An 18,008-nucleotide genomic window follows, 5' to 3' on the forward strand; every position below is an offset into this window, starting at 1 on the left:
GTGCGACCGTGACCCGCGTCCCGCACTCCGAGCTCTTCCGTCCAGGCCCCGGCCCCAGCCGCCGGCACCGGCTGCTGGCCTGGGCGCTGCCCCGGGTGCGGCGTACCGGCGAGCTCGTCGACGCCGAGCAGGAGCGGGCCGCCGTCGAGCGCCGCCACCGGGACCGCAGCCCGGCGCTGCCGACCATGCTGGTGCCGCGCTTCGACCGGCGCTTCCGTGTGGCCCGCGACGACTCGGCCGGCTACCCGACCTGGGTGGTGACGCCGCGCCGGCCCGACCACGCGGCCGGCCGGCCGACGCTGCTCCACCTGCACGGCGGCGGCTACGCCCACCCGCTGGACCCCTTCCACCTGCGGTGGCTGTGCCGGCTCGCCGCGACCACCGGGGCCCGGCTGGTGCTGCCCGACTACCCGCTGGCGCCCCGGCACACCTGGCGCGACTCGTTCGCGGCGACCACCGCCCTGGCGACCCGCTGGGCGCGGGAGGCCGCCGCGACCGGGGGCGAGCTGGTGCTGGGCGGCGACTCCGCGGGCGGCGGCTACGCGCTGGCGGTGGCGCAGGCGATGCGCGACGCCGGAGGGCCCGTGGCCGCCCGGCTGGTCCTCGTCTCCCCCTGGGTCGACCTGGCCGACACCACGCCGGAGGAGACCGCGCTGGCCAGCCGGGACGACCCGTGGCTCTTCGTGGGCAAGACCCGCGCCTACGCCCGGTGGTGGGCGGGCGGCGAGGAGGACCTGACCCGGCCCGAGGTCTCGCCCGCGCTCGGCTCGCTGGCCGGCCTGCCGCCGGCCCTGCTGCTCTACGGCACCCGCGACACCCTGGCGCCCGGCTGCCGGCTGCTGGCCCGGCGCGGCGCGCAGGCCGGCTGGGAGCTGACCACCGTGGAGGAGCCGGGGCTGCTCCACGTCTACCCGCTGCTGCCGCTGGTCCCGGAGGCCCGGCGGGCGACCGCCCAGGTGGGGTCCTTCTTGACCGGCGCCTGACCGGCGCCTGACCGGACCGCTCAGACCCGCGGGGGCAGGACCCGGTAGACCTCGGTGCCGTCCACCTCGTGCCGGGAGAGCTCGCCGCGGACCACCAGCAGCTCGAGGTGGGCCCTGGTCTCCATCGTGGCCAGCGCGGAGTTGAAGACGTCCAGCGTCGCGAAGGCGTGCGCGTGGCGGGTCCACGGCAGCCGGCCGGCGACGTCGTGGGCGGTGAGCTCCGCCGCGGCGCCGAAGGCGGCCCGGCACAGCGCCAGCCGCTCCTCGTGGTGGGCGAGCAGCTCGTCGACGCGGGCGTGGGTGGAGCCGGCGACGGGGCCGTGGGCGGGCAGCAGCCGCAGGTCGGGCAGCCCCCGCACCTTGGCCAGCGAGGCGAGGAAGTCGCCCAACGGCTGCTCCGGCGGGACGCCCTCGAAGCCGATGGAGGGGGTGATCGTCGGGAGCACGTGGTCGCCGGCGAACAGCAGCCCGGCGTCCCGCTCGGCGAAGACGTAGTGGCCCTGGGTGTGACCGGGGGTGTGCACCGCGTCCAGGGTCCGCTCCCCCACGCTCAGGGTCAGGTCGCGGTCCAGCCAGGTGTCGGGATCGGCCCACACCCCGAGGTTCTCGGTCGGCCCGGTGTTCAGCTCGTCCCACCGGCGGGCGAGGTCCGGGGCGCCGGCCCGGGCCAGCAGCGCCACGTGCGGGTCCTCGCGCCACCCGGCCCGGATGGCCTCCAGCGACGGCCGCTCGGCGAGCCCGAGGCTGATCCGAGCACCTGTCTCGGCGCGCAGCGCGACCGCCTGGGTGTAGTGGTCGCGGTGCACGTGGGTGACCAGGAAGGAGCCGATGTCGGCGACCGTGCGGTCGATCGCCTTCAGCGAGCGGTCCAGGACCTCCCGGGACGCCTCGAGCGCCCAGCCGCCGTCGACCAGGGTCAGGCCGTCGGGCGTCTCGATCGCATAGACGTTGATCGCGCGGAGCCCGTCGTTCGGCAGGGGCAGGGGGATGCGGAAGACGCCGGGGGCCACCGGCCAGGCCCCCTCTGCGGTCCAGTGCTCCCCGGAGTCGGGGGAGACGGCGGCGGCGGTCGAGGCGGGTGTCTGCACCATCCCCAATCTAGGGGGCGTCCGTGGTCGGTCGGTGGGTCAGGGGTCTCAGGGTGTGGGTTTCTCCGGACGGCACGGCGGAGGGTGGGGCACCCTGTCAGGCATGTCTGACGCCCGCTCCGCCGGCCAGCTCGCCTCGTGGCGCCGCGCCGCGCGGGTGGCCGCGGTCACCTCGGTGGTGACGCTGGCGGCGGCGCTGCTGCTGGCCTGGCTGATCGCCACCGAGTCGATGTCGACCGGCCAGCTGCTCACCACCGCGGGGGCCCTGGTCACCGGAGCCTTCGGCGCGGGCGTCGAGGGGTGGATGAGCGGCAGCTTCGTGGTCGTCTCCGGCACCGCCGAGGGCAGCGCCCGGGTGGTGCCGGCCACCCTGACGCTGCTCGCGACCGCCACCGCGGCCCTCTCCTTCCGGCGTACGACGCGCGACGCCGCCGGGGGCCTCCCGGCGCTGGTCGACGCGGCCCGGGCCGCATGCCTGCTGGCGGCCGTGGTGCTGGCCGTGGGTCTCGCCTCGCGCAGCGGCTCCGGCGGCATCCTGGTGGCGCTGGGCTGGATCGCCGAGGGCGACGCCGACCAGGTCGACGGGCAGGCGCGGGTGGTGGCCTGGCAGGCCCCGCTGGGCACCTTCGCGGTCACCTTCGCGGTGCTCGCCGCGGTCGCGCTGCTGCGCCGCGACGGCTGGTCTCCCCGGGTGGCCGGCTGGGGCGACCGGCTGCGGGCTCCGCTGCGCGGCCTGGTGACGCTGGTCCTGCTCCTCCCGGCGGCCGGGCTCGCCGGGCTGCTGATGCTGGCGGGCGGTGAGCAGAACGCCGCCGGCGACCTCACCGGCGACCTGGAGACGGCCAGCGGGATCGGGCTGCTGCTGGCCCTGGTGGCCAACTGGGGCTGGGCCGTGCTGGCGCTCGGCGCGCTCGGCCCCGCCGGCCGCACGGTGGACGGCACCGCCTCGGGCGACCTCGACGTGGCCATCGGCAGCTTCCACGAGCGCCTCGGCCACTGGACGCAGCTGGAGCCGGGGCTGTGGGCCGCCGTCCCGCTCACCGTCGTCGTGCTGTGGCTCTCGGCGCGGCGAGTGGTGCGCACCTCCGCCCACCCGGGCGCGGTCCCCGGCGACCTGCTGCGCTGGCTGGGCCTGCTCGCGGTGGCGGTGCCCCTCCTGGGGCTGGCCACCCGGGTCTCCGGCTCGGGCAGCGCGGAGGGTCAGGTCTGGGGCGAGCGCGGCCGCGGCGAGCTCGCGGCGACCCTCGGGGTGGCGGTGGTGCCGGGGAGCCTCTCCCTGCTGGCGCTGGCGGCGCTGGTGGCCGCCGTGGCCGGGTGGCGGGCCGGCCGCGGACAGGCTCCGGGACCTGTGGCCCGGGGAGAAGGGACCGTCTTGTCCTCCACCCAGGGCGAGCGCACACTTGAGGAAACCCCTGTGGCCGGCGTCACAGAAAAGACCTCACATGGACACCCTCCTCCCCCACCTACGTGAGAGCCACCGCGTCCTCGAGGACCGGCTGGCCCGGGCGGAGGTCGCCCACACGGCGAAGGAGCCCCGTGACGGCTACCCCGTCATCGACCGGTTCCTGACCGCCACCTCCCGGCACAACGCCGCCGTCCTCGCGGTTCTGGTGCCGCCGGTGCGCCACCAGCTGGAGGACGGCGACGGGATCTCCCGGGGGTTCGTCCAGCAGAGCCGTCGCTTCGAGCTGGCCCTCAACCAGGTGAAGGCCAAGCTGCACGGCGCGGCCTACGCCCAGCGGCGCAGCTGGGACTCCCTGTGGTCCGACACCCGCCGCGAGTTCGACCACCTGTGGGTGCTCGAGGAGTCGATGGCCGGGGCACTGGTCGCGGCCCGGGTCGCCACGGACCCGGACTGGAGCACGGTGCTCGAGCGGGTGGAGGTCTACCCGCCCACCCGGTCACAGCCGTGGGTGCCGCACCAGGGCGTGCGCGCCCACCTGGCCAGGTCGACCCCCTCGGGGAGCGACGGCCTGTGGCACGTCAGGCGATGAGCTCGACCTCGCCGCGCGCGGCGAGGCCGTCCAGGTCGTCGCTCAGGACGTGGCGCTGCTCGGCGCCGCACCAGCAGGTGAAGGCCAGCTCGGGCCCGGCGGGGGTCTCCCGGACGGCGTGACCGAGGCTCGGGAAGATCAGCTGCACCTTGTCGCACGCGGAGCAGTGGTGGGTGAACAGCATGGGTACCTCCTCGAGGCGGTCGGCAGACGGGTTCACCGCCATTCTCCGTCGCCGGGTCTCATAGGGGTAGCCTGTGCTGTCTCTGGCATCCAAAGGACTTCCCTATGCTCTCGATGCACCAGCTCACCTGCTTCCTGGCCGTCTACGAGCAGGGCTCGATCACCGCCGCGGCCGAGGAGCTCGGCTACGCCCAACCCTCGGTCTCCGAGCAGCTGCGGGCCCTGGAGCGCACCCTCGGCACCCCGCTCTTCCACCGCGTCGGCCGCGGGGTGCTGCCCACCGACGCCGGCGAGGAGCTGCGCCCGCACGCCGAGCGGGTGCTGGCCGCCGCGGACGACGCCAGGCGAGCGGTGGAGAGCTCGGTCTCCCTGGAGACAGGCACCATCCGGTTCGGCATGTTCGGCACCGCCCGCCTCTACGGCGGCGCCGACCTGGTCGCCGACTTCGTCTCCCGCCACCCCGGGGTCCGGGTCGAGCTCATCGGCCAGAACTCCAGCGACGTCCAGGACGAGCTGCGCCGAGGGCGGCTGGAGGCGGCGATGATCGCGGTCCCCGCGGTGAGCAGCGAAGGTCTGGAGGTGACGCCGGTGGCGCGCGACGAGCTGGTCTACGTCAGTGCCGACCCGGGCCGGCTGGAGGCGCCGGTGACCGCGCTGCGCCTCTCCCAGGCCTCGCTGGTGCTGGCCGAGACCACCTGGCGAGGGGTCGACTCCGCCCGCACCCTGCTGCGCCAGATGCTCCACGAGGTGGGGGCCAACCCCCGGACCCGGATCGAGGTCGAGGACGTGGAGACCGCCGTCGAGCTGGTCGGCATGGGGCACGTGGACACCGTCGTCCAGCGCGGGGTCGCCGAGGCCCTAGTGCCTCGGCTCGCCCCGGACGCGGGGTGGGTCTCGCTGCGCCCCCGGCAGTGGGACACCCTGGCGATCGCGCACCGCAAGGGGGCGACGCTCTCGCCCGCGACCCGGCTGATGATCGAGCTGGCGACCCGCCGGATCCAGTCCCTCACCGAGCCGCTGACGCCGCGCGGTCACCCGGTGACCGGCACCCGGTGAACGGCGCCGCCGGCCGCGCTAGGGCTGGTCGGCGTCCGGGTCGCTGCCGGCCACCGTGGTGGCGGAGGGGTCGGACAGGTCGTACACGCTCGGGTCCGGCACCCCGGCGGTGATCTTGGTGCCGTCGGCCCGGACGCCGCCCGTCTGCGGCTTGTCGCCCAGCAGGCCATCGATCCGCGGACCCTGGTGGTCCAGGGCGACCTCCACCGGCGGTCCCGCCGCCACCGTGTGCTTCTCCCCGCGCACCTCGAGCTCGACCGGGCCGTCGCCCTCGACCAGCTCGAAGCAGATCCGGTGCTGGGTCAGCTCCACCCGCAGCCGGTTCCCCATCCAGGTCAGGTGGAAGAGCAGCCGGCTCCAGCTGGCGGGCAGCCGCGGGTCGAAGGTGAGCCGGCGCTGGTAGTCGCGCATCCCGCCGAAGCCCTGGACGAGCGTCGACCAGACGCCGCCCGCCGAGGCGATGTGCATGCCGTCCACGGTGTTGGCGTGCAGGTCGCCGAGGTCGGTGTGCAGGGCCTGGAGGAAGTAGTCCATGGCGGCCTCGTGGTAGCCGACCTCCGCCGCGATGATCGACTGGACCACGGCCGAGAGGGTGGAGTCGCCCGTGGTGATCGGGTCGTAGTACTCGAAGTCGGCCTTCTTCTCCTCGGGGGTGAAGCGGTCGCCCTGGAGGAAGAGGGCCAGCACCACGTCGGCCTGCTTGAGCACCTGGAAGCGGTAGATCACCAGGGGGTGGTAGTGGAGCATCAGCGGGCGAAGCTCCTCCGGCGTCCGGGAGAGGTCCCACACCTCGCGGTCCAGGAAGTAGTCGTCCTGGGGGTGGATGCCCAGGCCCGCGTCGAACGGCACCGTCATCCGCTCCGCGCACCGGGCCCACTCGGCCGGCTCGTCGGGGGTGAGCCCGAGCCGGGCGGCCACCCGGGCGTAGGTGCGGGGGTCGACCTCGCGGAGCCGCTCCAGCACCCGGACGGCGGCCTCGAGGTTGGCCCGCGCCATCACGTTGGTGAAGAGGTTGTTGTTGACCACGGTGGTGTACTCGTCCGGCCCGGTCACCCCGTGGATGTGGAACGTCGGCTCGCCGCCGTTGCCGCGCCAGAACCCCAGGTCTCGCCACATCCGGGCGGTCTCCACCAGCAGGTCGACGCCGTCCTGGCGCAGGAAGTCGATGTCGTTGGTGGCCGCGACGTACTTCATCACCGCGTGCACGACGTCGCCGTTGATGTGCATCTGCGCGCTGCCCGCGGCGTAGTAGGCCGAGGCCTCCTCACCGTTGATGGTGCGCCACGGGAAGAGCGCCCCGCTCTGGGCCATCTCCGCGGCCCGGGCCCGGGCGGCGGGCAGCATCCGGCGACGGAAGTGCAGCGCGTTGCGGGCCAGCCGGGGCTGGGTGTAGACGAGGAACGGGAGCACGTAGATCTCGGTGTCCCAGAAGTAGTGCCCCTCGTAGCCCGACCCGGTCACCCCCTTGGCGGCGATCCCCTGGCCGTCGGCGCGGCCGCTGGCCTGGGCGAGCATGAAGAGGTTGAAGCGGATGGCCTGCTGGATCTCCGGGGTGGCTCCGACCTGCACGTCGGAGGCGGCCCAGAAGTCGTCGTACCACTCGCGCTGCAGCGCCTGGTAGTGGGCGACGTCGTGCCGCGCGGCGCGGTCCAGGGTCCGCTCGCACCGGTCCAGGAGCTCACGGACCGGCACTCCCCGCGAGGAGTGGTAGGTGACGATCTTCTCCAGCCGGGTGGTGGTGCCCTCGGTCGCCTCGATCCGGTAGACCTGCTTGGCGAGGTCGTCCTCGCTGCGGCTGCGCAGCTCGCAGTGGTCGGTGGAGGTGAAGCGGTGCTCGGCGGAGACCGCCATGGTCATTCCCGAGTGGGTGCACCGGTAGCCCAGGGTCAGCCGGCCGTCCCGGGCGGAGTGGTGGCAGGGCTGGAGCACGCGCCCCTCGAAGGCCCCGGCCTTGCGGGGGTCCATCGACTCGTCGGTCGACCGGACCTGGTAGTACTCGTCCCGGCCGTCCTGCCGGTTGAGCAGCTGGGAGGAGATCACCAGGGCCGCGTCACCGGTCAGCATGGTGACCTCGAAGGTGATGATCGCCAGGTGCCGCTCGGTCATCGAGACCATCCGGGTCGAGTCGACCTTGACCCGCTTGCCCGACGGGGTGCGCCAGACCAGCGAACGGCGCAGCAGCCCGGCCGCGAAGTCGAGCTCGCGCTCGTAGCTCTCCAGCTCGGAGGTGCCAAGCATCAGCGGCTCGTCGTCGACGTAGAGCTTGACCAGCTTGGCGTCCGGGACGTTGACGATGGTCTGGCCGGTGCGGGCGAAGCCGAAGGCGGCCTCGGCGTGGCGGATCGGCCACGTCTCGTGGAAGCCGTTGAGGTAGGTGCCGTGCTCGCCGGCCTCACGCCCCTCCTCCGGGTTGCCCCGCATGCCGAGGTAGCCGTTGGCGACGGCGAAGAGGGTCTCGGTGGTGCCCAGGTGCTCGCCGGTGAAGTCGGTCTCGACCAGCCGCCACGGATCGGCGGGGAAGCGGTGGCGGTCCAGGGGGCGCAGCGCGCGGGCGCGACGGCCGCGGCTCATCGCGCGCCCTCCGTCGCGGGGACCAGCTCGTCGAGGTCGCCGACGACCAGGTCGGCGCCGGCCTCGGCCAGGGCGTCGTGGCCGGCTCCCCGGTCGACCCCGATCACCAGGCCGAAGCCTCCGGCGGCCCCGGCCCGCACGCCCGAGACGGCATCCTCGAGCACCACGGCCCGCTCCGGGGCGGCGTCGAGCAGCTCGGCGGCGTAGAGGAAGGTGTCAGGTGCCGGCTTGCCCGGCAGCCCGCGCTCGGTGGCGACCGCGCCCGAGACCACGGTGCGGAAGCGGTCGGCCAGGCCGGCTGCGGCGACCACCGCGGGGGCGTTGCGGGAGGAGGAGACCACCGCCAGCGGGACGCCGAGGTCGCGCAGGTGGTCGAGGAGGTCGACCGACCCCGGGTAGGCCACCACCCCGTCGCGCTCCAGGACGTCGTTGAACGCCTCGTTCTTGCGGTTCCCCAGACCGCGGACGGTGGCCGCGTCGGCGGGGTCCTCGTCGGTGCCCTCGGGCAGCTCGATGCCGCGGGAGGCCAGGAAGTCGCGCACCCCGTCGTAGCGGGGCTTGCCGTCCACGTGGGCGAAGTAGTCGGCGTCGGTGTAGGGCGCGCGGTCGCCGCCGCCGGGTGCGCCCGGCGCGGCGAGGAAGTCGTTGAACATCTCGGCCCACGCCCTCATGTGGACCTCGGCGGTCGGGGTGACCACCCCGTCGAGGTCGAACAGGACGGCGTCGTAGTCGCCCCAGGCCACGGTCTCCAGTGCTCTGCTCACGCTTCCACACTAGGGGCCGCGGTGGCGGGGACCACAGCCGGTGGCGCCTCGTCCGGTGTGACGTCTACCGCCTCAGCATCGCCTCGAGGACGGGGCCCGCGGTGCCGGAGCCCGACTCGCCGCGCTCCACGAAGACGGCGACGGCGAGGTCGTCGCGGTAGCCGATCATCCAGGCGTGGGTGGCGAGCTCCCCGTCCGCACCGGGCGAGCCGAACTCCGCCGTGCCGGTCTTGGCGCCGACGGCGCCCGGCAGGTCGGCCAGGCCGCGTCCCGAGCCCTCGGTGACCACCGCGCGCATCAGCCCGCGGAGCTGCTGGGCCTCGCTCTCGGTCAGCGGCTCCCCCGTCGGCTCGGCCGCCGGCTGACCCGGCAGGAGCACCGGCAGCACCGTGCGGCCGGCCGACACGGAGGCGGCGACCGCGGCCATCGTCATCGGGCTGGCCAGCACCCTGCCCTGCCCGATCATGGCGGCCGCCCGCTCGGTCTCCCCCTCGGGCTCCGGCACCTGGCCGAAGTAGGCGGGGAAGCCCAGGTCGTGGTCGACCCCGAGGCCCAGCGAGGCGGCCGCGGCGGCGAGCCCGCCGGGAGCCAGCCGGGCCCGGGCGTCGATCATCGCGGTGTTGCAGCTGTGGGCGAAGGCGGTGCGCAGCGTCGTGCGCCCCAGGCGGTCGGCCGGGTAGTCGTCGTAGTTCTTGAACCTCCGCCCGTCCACCACCGTGGTCGCCGGGCAGGCGAGCACGTCGTCGGTCGCCGTGCCGGCCCGCAGCAGGGCCAGGGCGGTGACCACCTTGAAGGTGGAACCGGGTGCGTACTGCCCGTAGGTCGCGGCGTTGAGGTCGCTGCCGGGCCCGGTGGCGGCGGCCAGCACATGACCGGTGGAGGGCTGGATCGCCACGGCGGCCGAGGCGTGCCCCACGATCGGCTCGAGGAGGGCCTCGGCGCGCTCCTGGAGCACGGGGTCCAGCGTGGTCTCCAGGTCGGCGCCGGGCTGCGGCTCGCGCTGGTGCAGCGTCACCGCCTCCCCTCCGCCGCCGTCGGCCGGCACCGCAGCGACGGTGAGGCCGCGCGAGCCGAAGAGCTGCGCGTCGTACCGCAGCTGGAGCCCGGAGAGACCGACGTCGTCGCCCTCGCGGACCCTGCCGTCGGACCCCTCGATGATCTCCGCGGTGGCGGGGCCGACCCGCCCCAGCAGCTCGGCGGCGAAGTCACGGGTGGGCGCCAGCGGCAGCTCGCCCTGGAGGACGCCGACCCCCGGGATCTCGACGTAGCCGGGCGGGACCTGGTCGACGGCGTCCTCGGCGCGCAGCACGATCGCCTCGACGAACGCCTCCGGACCGTAGGCCTTCACCTTCTTCAGGTAGGCGGCGACGTCGAGGTCGAAGAGCTCGGCCAACCGGCGGGCGCCTTCCCGCGCCCCGCGGGGCGAGACCTTCGCCTTGTTGATCCCGTAGCGCAGCACCGGGCGGTCGACGACGAGGGGCTGACCGCCGGCGCCGAGCACCCGGCCGCGCGACGGGGCCGGCTCGCTCAGCACCAGCTGGTGCCCCTCGGCGAGCTCGGGGTGGAGCAGGGTGGGCGCCCACGCCACCTGCCACTCCTCGCCGGTCCTGACCAGCTCGGCGCTGGACTCGTAGTCCCAGAAGTCGCCGTCCACCTCCCACGACCAGCCCAGGCGGACGACGGCCCTCGCCGGGGCGGAGTCGTCGTCGGAGCCGTCCTCGGGGACGGCCGTCTCCTCCACCTCGAGGAGCTCGACGCTCACCGGGTGCTCGGCCAACGGCTCGGCCAGGTCGGCCAACGGATCGCCCTCGAGCTCCTCGGTCAGTGCCAGCCCGTCGAGGGTGAGCTCCCCGGCCGCCGCCGCGAGCTGCTCCGCGGCCGCCCGGGGGCCGGTCTCCTCCTCGTCACCGCCGAAGAGACCGCACCCCGAGGCCAGCAGGCAGCAGAGGAGGGACAGGACGACGAGGCGCGTGCGGGGCATGGTCCGAATCCTGCCGGACCGCGCCCGCCTTCAGACGGCGACGCGGCCGAGCCGCGCCAGCACCCGGGTCTGCCGGTCCGCCCCCTCCGGCGCCGCCACGGCCGGGGCGCAGACCCCCTCGCTGTGCAGCGCCTCCCCGAAGCTGTCCGCCGACGCCTCGATCCGGTCCAGCTCGTCGTCGGTGAGCCAGCCCTCCGCGCCGGTGGCGACCGCGAGGTCCCAGCGGTGGACCAGCATGTCGAAGACGTAGAACCGGGCGAAGGTGGCACCGACGGTGCTGGGCCCGTCGTGCCCGGCGAACTCGCCGGCCATCGCCGCGTCGTCGGCGACCAGGGGCGCCACCTGGTCGACGTGCGCCTGCCAGGCGGCGGCCGGGTCCGCCGGGTCGGGGGCGGGCCCGAGGCCGAGCCCGAGCCGGTCGAAGAAGTCGCGCTGGGTGCCGATGACGTGGGTCAGCACGTCGCGGGCCGTCCACCCCTCGCAGGGGGAGGGCGCCTCCCAGGCGTCGGGGGCGATGCCGCGGACCACCGCGGTGAGCGGGGCGAGGGCGGAGTGGTAGGCGGCGGCGGTGCTCGTCGAGGTCTCGTTCATGGCAGCCACGCTAGCCAGGCACGGCAGGATGGCGCTTGATGAAACCCGACAGGCTCGACGAGATCGAGCGGGCCCACCTCCGTGACCCCGCGGACTCCTCGCACGCCATCCACCAGCTCGGACCGCCCACCGGTCTCGAGGGGCTGGTGCGGCGCTTCTGGTTCCCGGTCTGGTCGGTGCCCCCGGGCGAGGAGGCGGAGCAGCGGGTGCTGCAGTACCCGGTCAGCCTGATGGTGGTCACCGCCGAGTACGCCCGGTTCTACGGCGTGACCCCCGGCCTGAGCCGCACCACGCTGCGCGGCGACGGGTGGGCGGCCGGCGTGATGCTCACGCCCGCGGCCGGGCTGCTGCTCACCGGAGCACCCGCCACCGAGCACGCCGACCGCCACACCGAGCTCGCCGAGGCGGTCCCGGGCGCGGCCGCGACCGTCTCCCGGGTTCGGGCGGCGATGCAGGCCGCCCCGCACGATCCGGACGCGCACGCGGCTGCGGCCGCGGCGTACGCCGACCTGCTGGAGCCGCTGCAGCCGATCGACGCCGAGGGCGAGCTGGTCAACCGGGTGGTCGCCTTCGTCGAGGAGCACCGCGACGTGCTCCGGGTGGCCCAGGTGTGCGAGGCGTTCGGCCTCACCGAGCGGACGCTGCAGCGGCTGGTGCGGCGCCGGGTCGGCCTCTCGCCCAAGTGGCTGATCCAGCGTCGCCGGCTCCAGGAGGCCTCCGAGCTGCTGCGCCGCGGCGACGCCGGGCAGGCTGAGGTGGCCGCGACCCTCGGCTACGCCGACCAGTCGCACTTCATCCGGGACTTCGCGCACGTCACCGGCATGACCCCCGGCGCGTTCGCCGCCCGGCAGACCTCTGAGTGAGGCCGCCGGGCGTGCGGGTCAGTCGTCCGCGGTCGCGTTGACCACGTCGCGCTGCTCGGCGAAGTGACAGGCGCTCGGGTGCGGGTGCGCCGGGCGGTCGATCAGGGGCGGACGCTCCTCGGCGCAGATGTCCTGCGCCTTCCAGCACCGGGTGCGGAACGGGCAGCCCGACGGCGGGTCGGCCGGCGAGGGCACGTCGCCCTCCAGCACGATCTCGTCGCGGAGCCCGCGCAGCGTCGGGTCCGGCACCGGCACCGCGGAGAGCAGCGCCTGGGTGTAGGGGTGCGTCGGGTGCTCGTAGATGTCGGTGTCGCTGCCGATCTCCATCACCTGGCCCAGGTACATCACCCCGACCCGGTCGGCGATGTGGCGCACCACCGAGAGGTCGTGGGCGATGAAGATGTAGGAGAGGTCCAGCTCGCCCTGGAGCCGCTCCAGCAGGTTCATCACCTGGGCCTGGACGGAGACGTCGAGCGCGCTCACCGGCTCGTCGCAGACGATGATCGAGGGGCGCAGCGCCAGCGCGCGGGCGATCCCGATGCGCTGCCGCTGGCCGCCGGAGAACTGGTGCGGGTAGCGGTTGATGTGGTCGGGGTTGAGCCCGACCAGGTCGATCAGCTCCTGGACCTTGCCGCGCCGGCTCCCCTTGGGCACCACGTCGGAGTGGATGTCGAAGGGCTCGCCGATGATGTCGCCGACCGTCATCCGCGGGTTCAGCGAGGTGTAGGGGTCCTGCATCACCAGCTGGATGTCACGCCGGGCCTTGCGGACCTGATGTGGCGAGAGCGTGGACAGGTCGGTGCCGTGCACGGAGATCGAGCCCGACGTCGGGGTCTCCAGGCCGGTCAGCAGCTTGGCCAGGGTCGACTTGCCGCAGCCGGACTCACCGACGATGCCGAGGGTCTCGCCGCGGCGCAACTCGATGTTGACGCCGTCGACGGCCTTGACGGCGCCGACCTGGCGGCGCAGGACGATCCCCTGGGTCAGCGGGAAGTGCTTGACGAGGTCGTGGGTCTCGAGGACGATCTCACTCACCTTCACGGACCTCCTTCCAGAAGTGGCAGGCGCTGGTGTGCTGGGCCGCGACGACGTAGTCCGGCGGCGGCGGGTCCTGACGGCACACGTCCCGGGCGTAGCGGCAGCGGGGGTTGAACGGGCAGCCCGGCGGGATGTCGGTGAGCACGGGCGGGAGCCCGCCGATCACCGCGAGGTCCTGTCCCTTGCGGTCCAGTCGGGGGATCGACTCCAGCAGCCCCTTGGTGTACGGGTGCGAGGGACGCGCGTAGATGTCGTAGACGGGCGCGTGCTCGATGATCCGGCCGGCGTACATGACCGCGATCTGGTCGGCCACGTCGGCCACCACGCCCATGTCGTGGGTGATCAGGACCAGCGCCATGTTGCGCTCCTCGCGGATCTCCGCGAGCAGCTTCATGATCTGTGCCTGGACGGTGACGTCGAGCGCGGTGGTCGGCTCGTCGGCGATCAGCACCTCCGGGTCGAGCGCCAGCGCCATCGCGATCATCACGCGCTGCCGCATGCCGCCGGAGAACTGGTGGGGGAAGTCCGAGACGCGCTGCTTGGCCGCCGGGATCCTGACCAGGTCGAGCATCTCCACGGCCCGGGCCTTGGCGTCCTTGCGGGACATGCCCCGGTGCTTGCGGAAGAGCTCGGCGAGCTGGTAGCCGACGGTGAAGACCGGGTTGAGCGCGGAGAGGGCGTCCTGGAAGATCATCGAGATCTTCTGGGCCCGGTACTCGCGGCGCTCCGACTCCGGCAGGGTGAGCAGGTCGGTGCCCCGGTAGAGCACCTGCCCGCCGGTGATCGCGGCCGGCGGGGTCTCGAGGATCCCCATCACCGCCTGGGCGGTGACGCTCTTGCCGGAGCCGGACTCGCCCAGGATGGCCAGGGTCTCCCCGGCGTCCACCCGGAAGCTGACGCCGTTGACCACGTGCGCGACGCCCATCCGGGTGCGGAACTCGACGTGCAGGTCCTTGACCTCGAGCGGAGGGGCCTCGCGGCCGGACCTCGGGGTGGGAGCCACCGAGCCTTCCTGGCTCAGCACCTCGGTTGTGGGTTCAGACATCGGCCCTCACTGGAGCTTCGGGTCGAGGGCGTCACGCAGAGCGTCGCCCGCGAGGATGAACGAAAGGACGGTGCCCACCAGGAGACCCACCGGGAAGAGCAGGAGCCAGGGGTCGGTGTCGAAGTAGACCTGGTGCATGTTGATCATCACTCCCCACGAGGCGGCGGGAGGCTGGAGCCCCACGCCGAGGAAGGTGAGCGTGGCCTCGGCGGCGACGAAGCTGCCGAGCATGATCGTGGCGTAGACCAGCACCGGGGCGATGGTGTTGGGCAGGATGTGCCGGAACATGATCCGGGAGTTCGTCGCCCCCAGGGCCCGCGCCGCCTGCACGTAGTCGAGGTTCCTCGCCTCGATCACGCTGCCCCGCATGATCCGGGCGATCGTGGTCCACCCCAGCACGATGAGGGCCAGCGCCACGGTCCAGATGTTGCGCGAGCTCACCATGGCCAGGATCACCAGGGCCCCGAGCAGGAACGGCAGCGACAAGAAGATGTCGGTGACCCGCGACATGATCGCGTCCAGCCAACCGCCGAAGAAGCCCGAGAGCAGGCCGATCACGCCGCCGAGCAGGACCACCGCCGCGGTCGCGAGCACCGCGATGGCCAGCGACGGACGCGCCCCGTAGATCGCGTGGGCGTAGTAGTCGCAGCCCAGCAGGTTGTAGCCGAACGGGTGGCCCGAGGTCGGAGGCTGCCGGGAGAGGCTGATCGAGCAGTTGAACGGGTCCTGGCTGGTCCAGAGCTTGGGGAAGACCGCCATCGAGGTCACCACGAGCAGGTAGACCACCGAGAGCATGAAGATCGGGCTTCGGACCAGGCGCTTGCGGGCGTCGCCCCACAAGCTGGTGGGCTTGCCGGTGCTGGCGGCCTCGACCACTCCCTCGGCGCCGTCGCCGGCGGTGGGGGACGTGGTGCCGGTGGCACCGGTGGCCATGGACGACGGGTCAGTCATAACGGATCCTCGGATCGAGAACGGCGTACAGGATGTCCACCAGGAGGTTGACCACCAGGAAGACGAGCACCAGCGCGGTCACGATGCCCACGACGACCGACGGCTGCTGCTGCTGGATGGCGCGGAAGATCTCGCGCCCGATCCCGGGCACCCCGAAGATGCCCTCGGTCACCACCGCGCCGCCCATCAGGCCGCCGAAGTCGATGCCGATGTAGGTGATCACCGGGATCAGGGAGTTGCGCAGGGTGTGGACGCCGATGACGCGGCTCTCCGACAGACCCTTGGCCCGGGCGGTGCGCACGTAGTCGGCGCGGACGTTCTCCAGGATGCTGGTCCGGGTCAGGCGGGCCGTGGTGGCGAGCGAGATCGAGCCGAGCACGAGGCCCGGGATGATCAGGCTGGCCCACGGGTAGTCCGGTTTGAAGACCGGACTCATCACGCCGTAGGCGAACCAGTCCGGCCAGTCGCCGCTCTCGCGGAACCAGTTGCCGACGTTGACCAGGAACACGTCGCGGACCAGGAAGCCCAGGACGAAGACCGGCACGGAGATGACCAGCACGGTGCTGATCTTCACCAGGTAGTCGATGAAGTTCCCGGAGCGCAGACCGGCCAGCACACCGGCGGTGATGCCGACGACGATCTGGAAGAGGATCGCGATGATCACGATCTTCACGGTGTAGGAGAGACCGTCGGCGATGATGTCGGTGACCGGGCGCCGGGTGAAGTTCATGCCCAGGTCGAAGTGGAGGAAGATGCCGCTGAGGCGGTCGAGGTAGAGCCCGAAGCACGGGTCGCCGACCCGGGTCAGGCACTCGTCGCCGAGTCCGAGGGACTCCGACATCGCCTCGAGCTGGGCCTCACTCGGCCGTCGGTCGCCGAAGATGGCGCGGGCCGGGTTGCCGGTGAGCTGGATGCCCAGCGAGGTCAGGTAGTGCAGAAGAAAGATGGCGCCCAGGACAGTAGGGATGAACTGGAGCAGGCGCCGTACGACGTAGCGTCCCACGCGGGGGTCCTCCTGAGGAGGCCGACCACGAGACGGCGGCGACCTCCCGTGAGGGAAGCCGCCGCCGCCATCGGGGCCGGCGTGATGGTACGGACTTGCTAGTTCATCGAGATCTGGCCGTAGTCCACGTCCGTGATCGGGTTGTGAACCATCTCAGCCACGTTCTCGCTCCAGACGACCGTCGTCAAGCCCCACCACATCGGGATGACGGGCATGTCCTCGACGAGGAGGTCCTCGGCCTGCTGGTAGAACGGGATGGCGTCCTCCAGCGAGTCGGCGCTGTCACCGTCGGCGATGAGCTGGTCGAACTCCTCGTTGGCGTAGCCGGAGTTGTTGCTCGGAGCACCGGTCGTGTAGAGCGGAGCCAGGTAGGTCTCCATCACCGGGTAGTCCGGGCCCCAGCCGAGGCGGTACGGGCCGGTGAACTCCTGGTTGTCGGCGATGGCGAGGTACTGACCGAAGTCGGTCACGTCGACCTTGAGCTTGTAGTCGATGCCGAACGCGCTCTTCCAGCCGTCACCGATGGCCTGCAGCCACTCCTCGTGACCGGCGCCACCGTTGGCCCACAGCTCCACCGGGCCGTCGATGCCCTCGGACTCCTCGTAGAGCGCCTTGGCGGCGTCCACGTCGTACTCGCAGTACTCGCAGATGCCCTCGCGGGCGCCGTCGAAGTTCGGAGCCACGAAGCCGGTCGCCGGGGAGAGCGAGCCGTCGAAGATGGCGTCGATGATCGCCTGGCGGTCGATCGCCATGGAGAGCGCCTGGCGCACCTTCGGGTCCTGGAACCGCTTGTCGTAGTTCGGCAGGCCGAGGTAGGTGAAGCTGGAGCTGGGCTCCTTGAGCAGCCGGTCGCCGAGGTTCTGCTCGAGCTCGGCGATCTTGTTCGGCGGCACGGTGTACATCACGTCGAGCTCGCCACCCTCGAAGGCGGCGTAGGCGGCGTCGACCGAGTCGAAGATGCGGTAGGTGAGGGTGTCGGGCTTGCCCTTGTCCTCACCCGCGTAGTCCTCGTTGCGGGTCAGCTTGATCTGGACGTTGTTCTCCCACTCGCCGTCGATCTTGTAGGGACCGTTGCCGATGGGCTGCTTGTTGCAGGCGTCCCAGTCGTCGACGCACTCCTGGGCCATCGGGAAGAACCCGGAGTAGCCCAGGACCGACTCGAAGCCCGAGAAGGGCTCGGTCAGCTCGATGGTGAAGGTGAGGTCGTCGACCTTCTTGAGGCCGGAGAAGGTCGCGTCCTTGGGAGCGTTCTTCTTCTGCAGCTCGTCGAAGCCGGCGATGCGGCTCATGAAGTAGGAGTTGTTCTGCGTGTTGTTGATGTTCGCGGCGTAGTTCCACGAGCGCAGGAACGAGTCGGCGTCGACGGGCTCACCGTTGGTGAAGGTGTAGCCGTCCTTCAGCGTGACCGTCCAGGTCTTGTTGTCGTCGCTCTCGATGGACTCCGCGACGTCCAGCTGGGGAGCACCCTCCTGGTCGTACTTGACCAGGCCGCGGTACATCTGGCGCACCACGAGGATCGAGGGCTCGTCGTCCGCGGCGCTGGGCACCAGGAACGCGGGCTCGGAGCTGTAGATCCGCAGGTCGCCGCCGGCCGAGCCGGCGTCCGAGCTGCTGTCCGAGCTGTCGTCGGAGTCCGATCCGCCGCAGGCGGCGGTGAGCATGCCGAGTGCCGCGACGGTCGCCGCGAGCCTCACCCTTGCTGTCCTTCGCATAAAAGTCCTCCATCTAGAACGCCGTCCCCGGCGCACGGTCAGGACGATTTCGTCCCGCGCGGTCACCATGTCACCGATCCGCCGAAAGGACGAGAGGGTGTTATCGACTTGTGACTGCACCGATGCCGGAGCGACTCGTTGACGGGTGGTTGACAGTCGTTGACCGGTCGTCGACCCGCTGCGCC

Annotated in this window: 16 protein-coding genes; 5 read left to right on the forward strand and 11 right to left on the reverse strand. The window is 72.6% G+C overall.

Annotated features, from left to right (window positions below):
• Positions 1-8 precede the first annotated feature (8 nt).
• Positions 9-983 (forward strand): alpha/beta hydrolase, encoded by a 975-nt coding sequence (locus AC4BG9_RS07385; RefSeq protein WP_490570432.1) that lies wholly within the window; start codon positions 9-11, stop codon positions 981-983.
• Positions 984-1,003: 20 nt separating this feature from the next.
• Here AC4BG9_RS07385 and AC4BG9_RS07390 read toward each other — a convergent pair whose 3' ends face one another.
• On the reverse strand, positions 1,004-2,074 hold the full coding sequence (locus tag AC4BG9_RS07390) for an MBL fold metallo-hydrolase (RefSeq protein ID WP_490570433.1): 1,071 nt from the start codon (positions 2,072-2,074) through the stop codon (positions 1,004-1,006).
• 100 nt (positions 2,075-2,174) lie between these two features.
• Between AC4BG9_RS07390 and AC4BG9_RS07395 the strand changes: the two genes are divergently transcribed.
• Both AC4BG9_RS07395 and AC4BG9_RS07400 read left to right on the forward strand, forming a co-directional pair.
• Positions 2,175-3,542 (forward strand): hypothetical protein, encoded by a 1,368-nt coding sequence (locus AC4BG9_RS07395; RefSeq protein WP_490570434.1) that lies wholly within the window; start codon positions 2,175-2,177, stop codon positions 3,540-3,542.
• Positions 3,514-4,065: a hypothetical protein gene (locus AC4BG9_RS07400; protein ID WP_490570435.1), complete on the forward strand. Its 552-nt coding sequence runs from the start codon at positions 3,514-3,516 to the stop codon at positions 4,063-4,065. Before AC4BG9_RS07395 ends, AC4BG9_RS07400 begins: the two co-directional genes overlap by 29 nt.
• Here AC4BG9_RS07400 and AC4BG9_RS07405 read toward each other — a convergent pair.
• Positions 4,055-4,249: a hypothetical protein gene (locus tag AC4BG9_RS07405; RefSeq protein ID WP_490570436.1), complete on the reverse strand. Its 195-nt coding sequence runs from the start codon at positions 4,247-4,249 to the stop codon at positions 4,055-4,057. The two genes, AC4BG9_RS07400 and AC4BG9_RS07405, sit on opposite strands and share 11 nt — an antisense overlap.
• Before the next feature lie 104 nt (positions 4,250-4,353).
• Here AC4BG9_RS07405 and AC4BG9_RS07410 point away from each other — a divergent pair, with 104 nt between their 5' ends.
• Positions 4,354-5,304, forward strand: a complete 951-nt coding sequence (locus AC4BG9_RS07410) for a LysR family transcriptional regulator (protein WP_490570437.1) — start codon at positions 4,354-4,356, stop codon at positions 5,302-5,304.
• Positions 5,305-5,322: 18 nt separating this feature from the next.
• Here AC4BG9_RS07410 and AC4BG9_RS07415 read toward each other — a convergent pair whose 3' ends face one another.
• From AC4BG9_RS07415 to AC4BG9_RS07430, 4 genes are all read right to left on the reverse strand, one after another.
• The gene (locus tag AC4BG9_RS07415) at positions 5,323-7,875 is read right to left on the reverse strand and encodes a glycoside hydrolase family 65 protein (RefSeq protein ID WP_490570438.1); all 2,553 of its coding nucleotides are present in this window, start codon (positions 7,873-7,875) and stop codon (positions 5,323-5,325) included.
• Positions 7,872-8,639, reverse strand: coding sequence for an HAD family hydrolase (locus tag AC4BG9_RS07420; RefSeq protein WP_490570439.1), 768 nt, complete (start codon positions 8,637-8,639; stop codon positions 7,872-7,874). Before AC4BG9_RS07420 ends, AC4BG9_RS07415 begins: the two co-directional genes overlap by 4 nt.
• Positions 8,640-8,703: 64 nt before the next feature.
• Positions 8,704-10,620, reverse strand: coding sequence for a penicillin-binding transpeptidase domain-containing protein (locus tag AC4BG9_RS07425; RefSeq protein ID WP_490570440.1), 1,917 nt, complete (start codon positions 10,618-10,620; stop codon positions 8,704-8,706).
• A gap of 30 nt (positions 10,621-10,650) precedes the next feature.
• Positions 10,651-11,211, reverse strand: coding sequence for a TIGR03086 family metal-binding protein (locus tag AC4BG9_RS07430; protein ID WP_490570441.1), 561 nt, complete (start codon positions 11,209-11,211; stop codon positions 10,651-10,653).
• Between the two features lie 38 nt (positions 11,212-11,249).
• Here AC4BG9_RS07430 and AC4BG9_RS07435 point away from each other — a divergent pair, with 38 nt between their 5' ends.
• On the forward strand, positions 11,250-12,074 hold the full coding sequence (locus tag AC4BG9_RS07435; protein ID WP_490570442.1) for a helix-turn-helix domain-containing protein: 825 nt from the start codon (positions 11,250-11,252) through the stop codon (positions 12,072-12,074).
• A gap of 18 nt (positions 12,075-12,092) precedes the next feature.
• Here the strand turns inward: AC4BG9_RS07435 and AC4BG9_RS07440 are convergent, their stop codons facing one another.
• From AC4BG9_RS07440 to AC4BG9_RS07460, 5 genes are all read right to left on the reverse strand, one after another.
• Complete coding sequence (locus AC4BG9_RS07440) at positions 12,093-13,109, reverse strand: ABC transporter ATP-binding protein (RefSeq protein WP_490570443.1); 1,017 nt, start codon at positions 13,107-13,109, stop codon at positions 12,093-12,095.
• The gene (locus AC4BG9_RS07445) at positions 13,102-14,037 is read right to left on the reverse strand and encodes an ABC transporter ATP-binding protein (protein ID WP_490570660.1); all 936 of its coding nucleotides are present in this window, start codon (positions 14,035-14,037) and stop codon (positions 13,102-13,104) included. The genes AC4BG9_RS07440 and AC4BG9_RS07445 overlap by 8 nt, the downstream gene beginning before the upstream one ends.
• A gap of 126 nt (positions 14,038-14,163) precedes the next feature.
• Positions 14,164-15,108: an ABC transporter permease gene (locus AC4BG9_RS07450; RefSeq protein WP_490570444.1), complete on the reverse strand. Its 945-nt coding sequence runs from the start codon at positions 15,106-15,108 to the stop codon at positions 14,164-14,166.
• Positions 15,101-16,111, reverse strand: coding sequence for an ABC transporter permease (locus AC4BG9_RS07455; RefSeq protein WP_490570445.1), 1,011 nt, complete (start codon positions 16,109-16,111; stop codon positions 15,101-15,103). The genes AC4BG9_RS07450 and AC4BG9_RS07455 overlap by 8 nt, the downstream gene beginning before the upstream one ends.
• Before the next feature lie 98 nt (positions 16,112-16,209).
• The gene (locus tag AC4BG9_RS07460) at positions 16,210-17,805 is read right to left on the reverse strand and encodes a peptide ABC transporter substrate-binding protein (protein ID WP_490570446.1); all 1,596 of its coding nucleotides are present in this window, start codon (positions 17,803-17,805) and stop codon (positions 16,210-16,212) included.
• Positions 17,806-18,008: the final 203 nt, after the last annotated feature.

This window comes from Nocardioides sp. Z40_12 (assembly GCF_058215795.1).

Excerpts from the sequence above, each read along its gene's own strand:
- AC4BG9_RS07390 (WP_490570433.1), bottom strand. The coding sequence starts at position 2,074 with ATGGTGCAGACACCCGCCTCGACCGCCGCCGCCGTCTCCCCCGACTCC.
- AC4BG9_RS07395 (WP_490570434.1), top strand. The coding sequence starts at position 2,175 with ATGTCTGACGCCCGCTCCGCCGGCCAGCTCGCCTCGTGGCGCCGCGCC.
- AC4BG9_RS07400 (WP_490570435.1), top strand. The coding sequence starts at position 3,514 with ATGGACACCCTCCTCCCCCACCTACGTGAGAGCCACCGCGTCCTCGAG.
- AC4BG9_RS07405 (WP_490570436.1), bottom strand. The coding sequence starts at position 4,249 with ATGCTGTTCACCCACCACTGCTCCGCGTGCGACAAGGTGCAGCTGATC.
- AC4BG9_RS07410 (WP_490570437.1), top strand. The coding sequence starts at position 4,354 with ATGCTCTCGATGCACCAGCTCACCTGCTTCCTGGCCGTCTACGAGCAG.
- AC4BG9_RS07415 (WP_490570438.1), bottom strand. The coding sequence starts at position 7,875 with ATGAGCCGCGGCCGTCGCGCCCGCGCGCTGCGCCCCCTGGACCGCCAC.
- AC4BG9_RS07425 (WP_490570440.1), bottom strand. The coding sequence starts at position 10,620 with ATGCCCCGCACGCGCCTCGTCGTCCTGTCCCTCCTCTGCTGCCTGCTG.
- AC4BG9_RS07430 (WP_490570441.1), bottom strand. The coding sequence starts at position 11,211 with ATGAACGAGACCTCGACGAGCACCGCCGCCGCCTACCACTCCGCCCTC.
- AC4BG9_RS07435 (WP_490570442.1), top strand. The coding sequence starts at position 11,250 with ATGAAACCCGACAGGCTCGACGAGATCGAGCGGGCCCACCTCCGTGAC.
- AC4BG9_RS07445 (WP_490570660.1), bottom strand. The coding sequence starts at position 14,037 with ATGGGCGTCGCGCACGTGGTCAACGGCGTCAGCTTCCGGGTGGACGCC.
- AC4BG9_RS07450 (WP_490570444.1), bottom strand. The coding sequence starts at position 15,108 with ATGACTGACCCGTCGTCCATGGCCACCGGTGCCACCGGCACCACGTCC.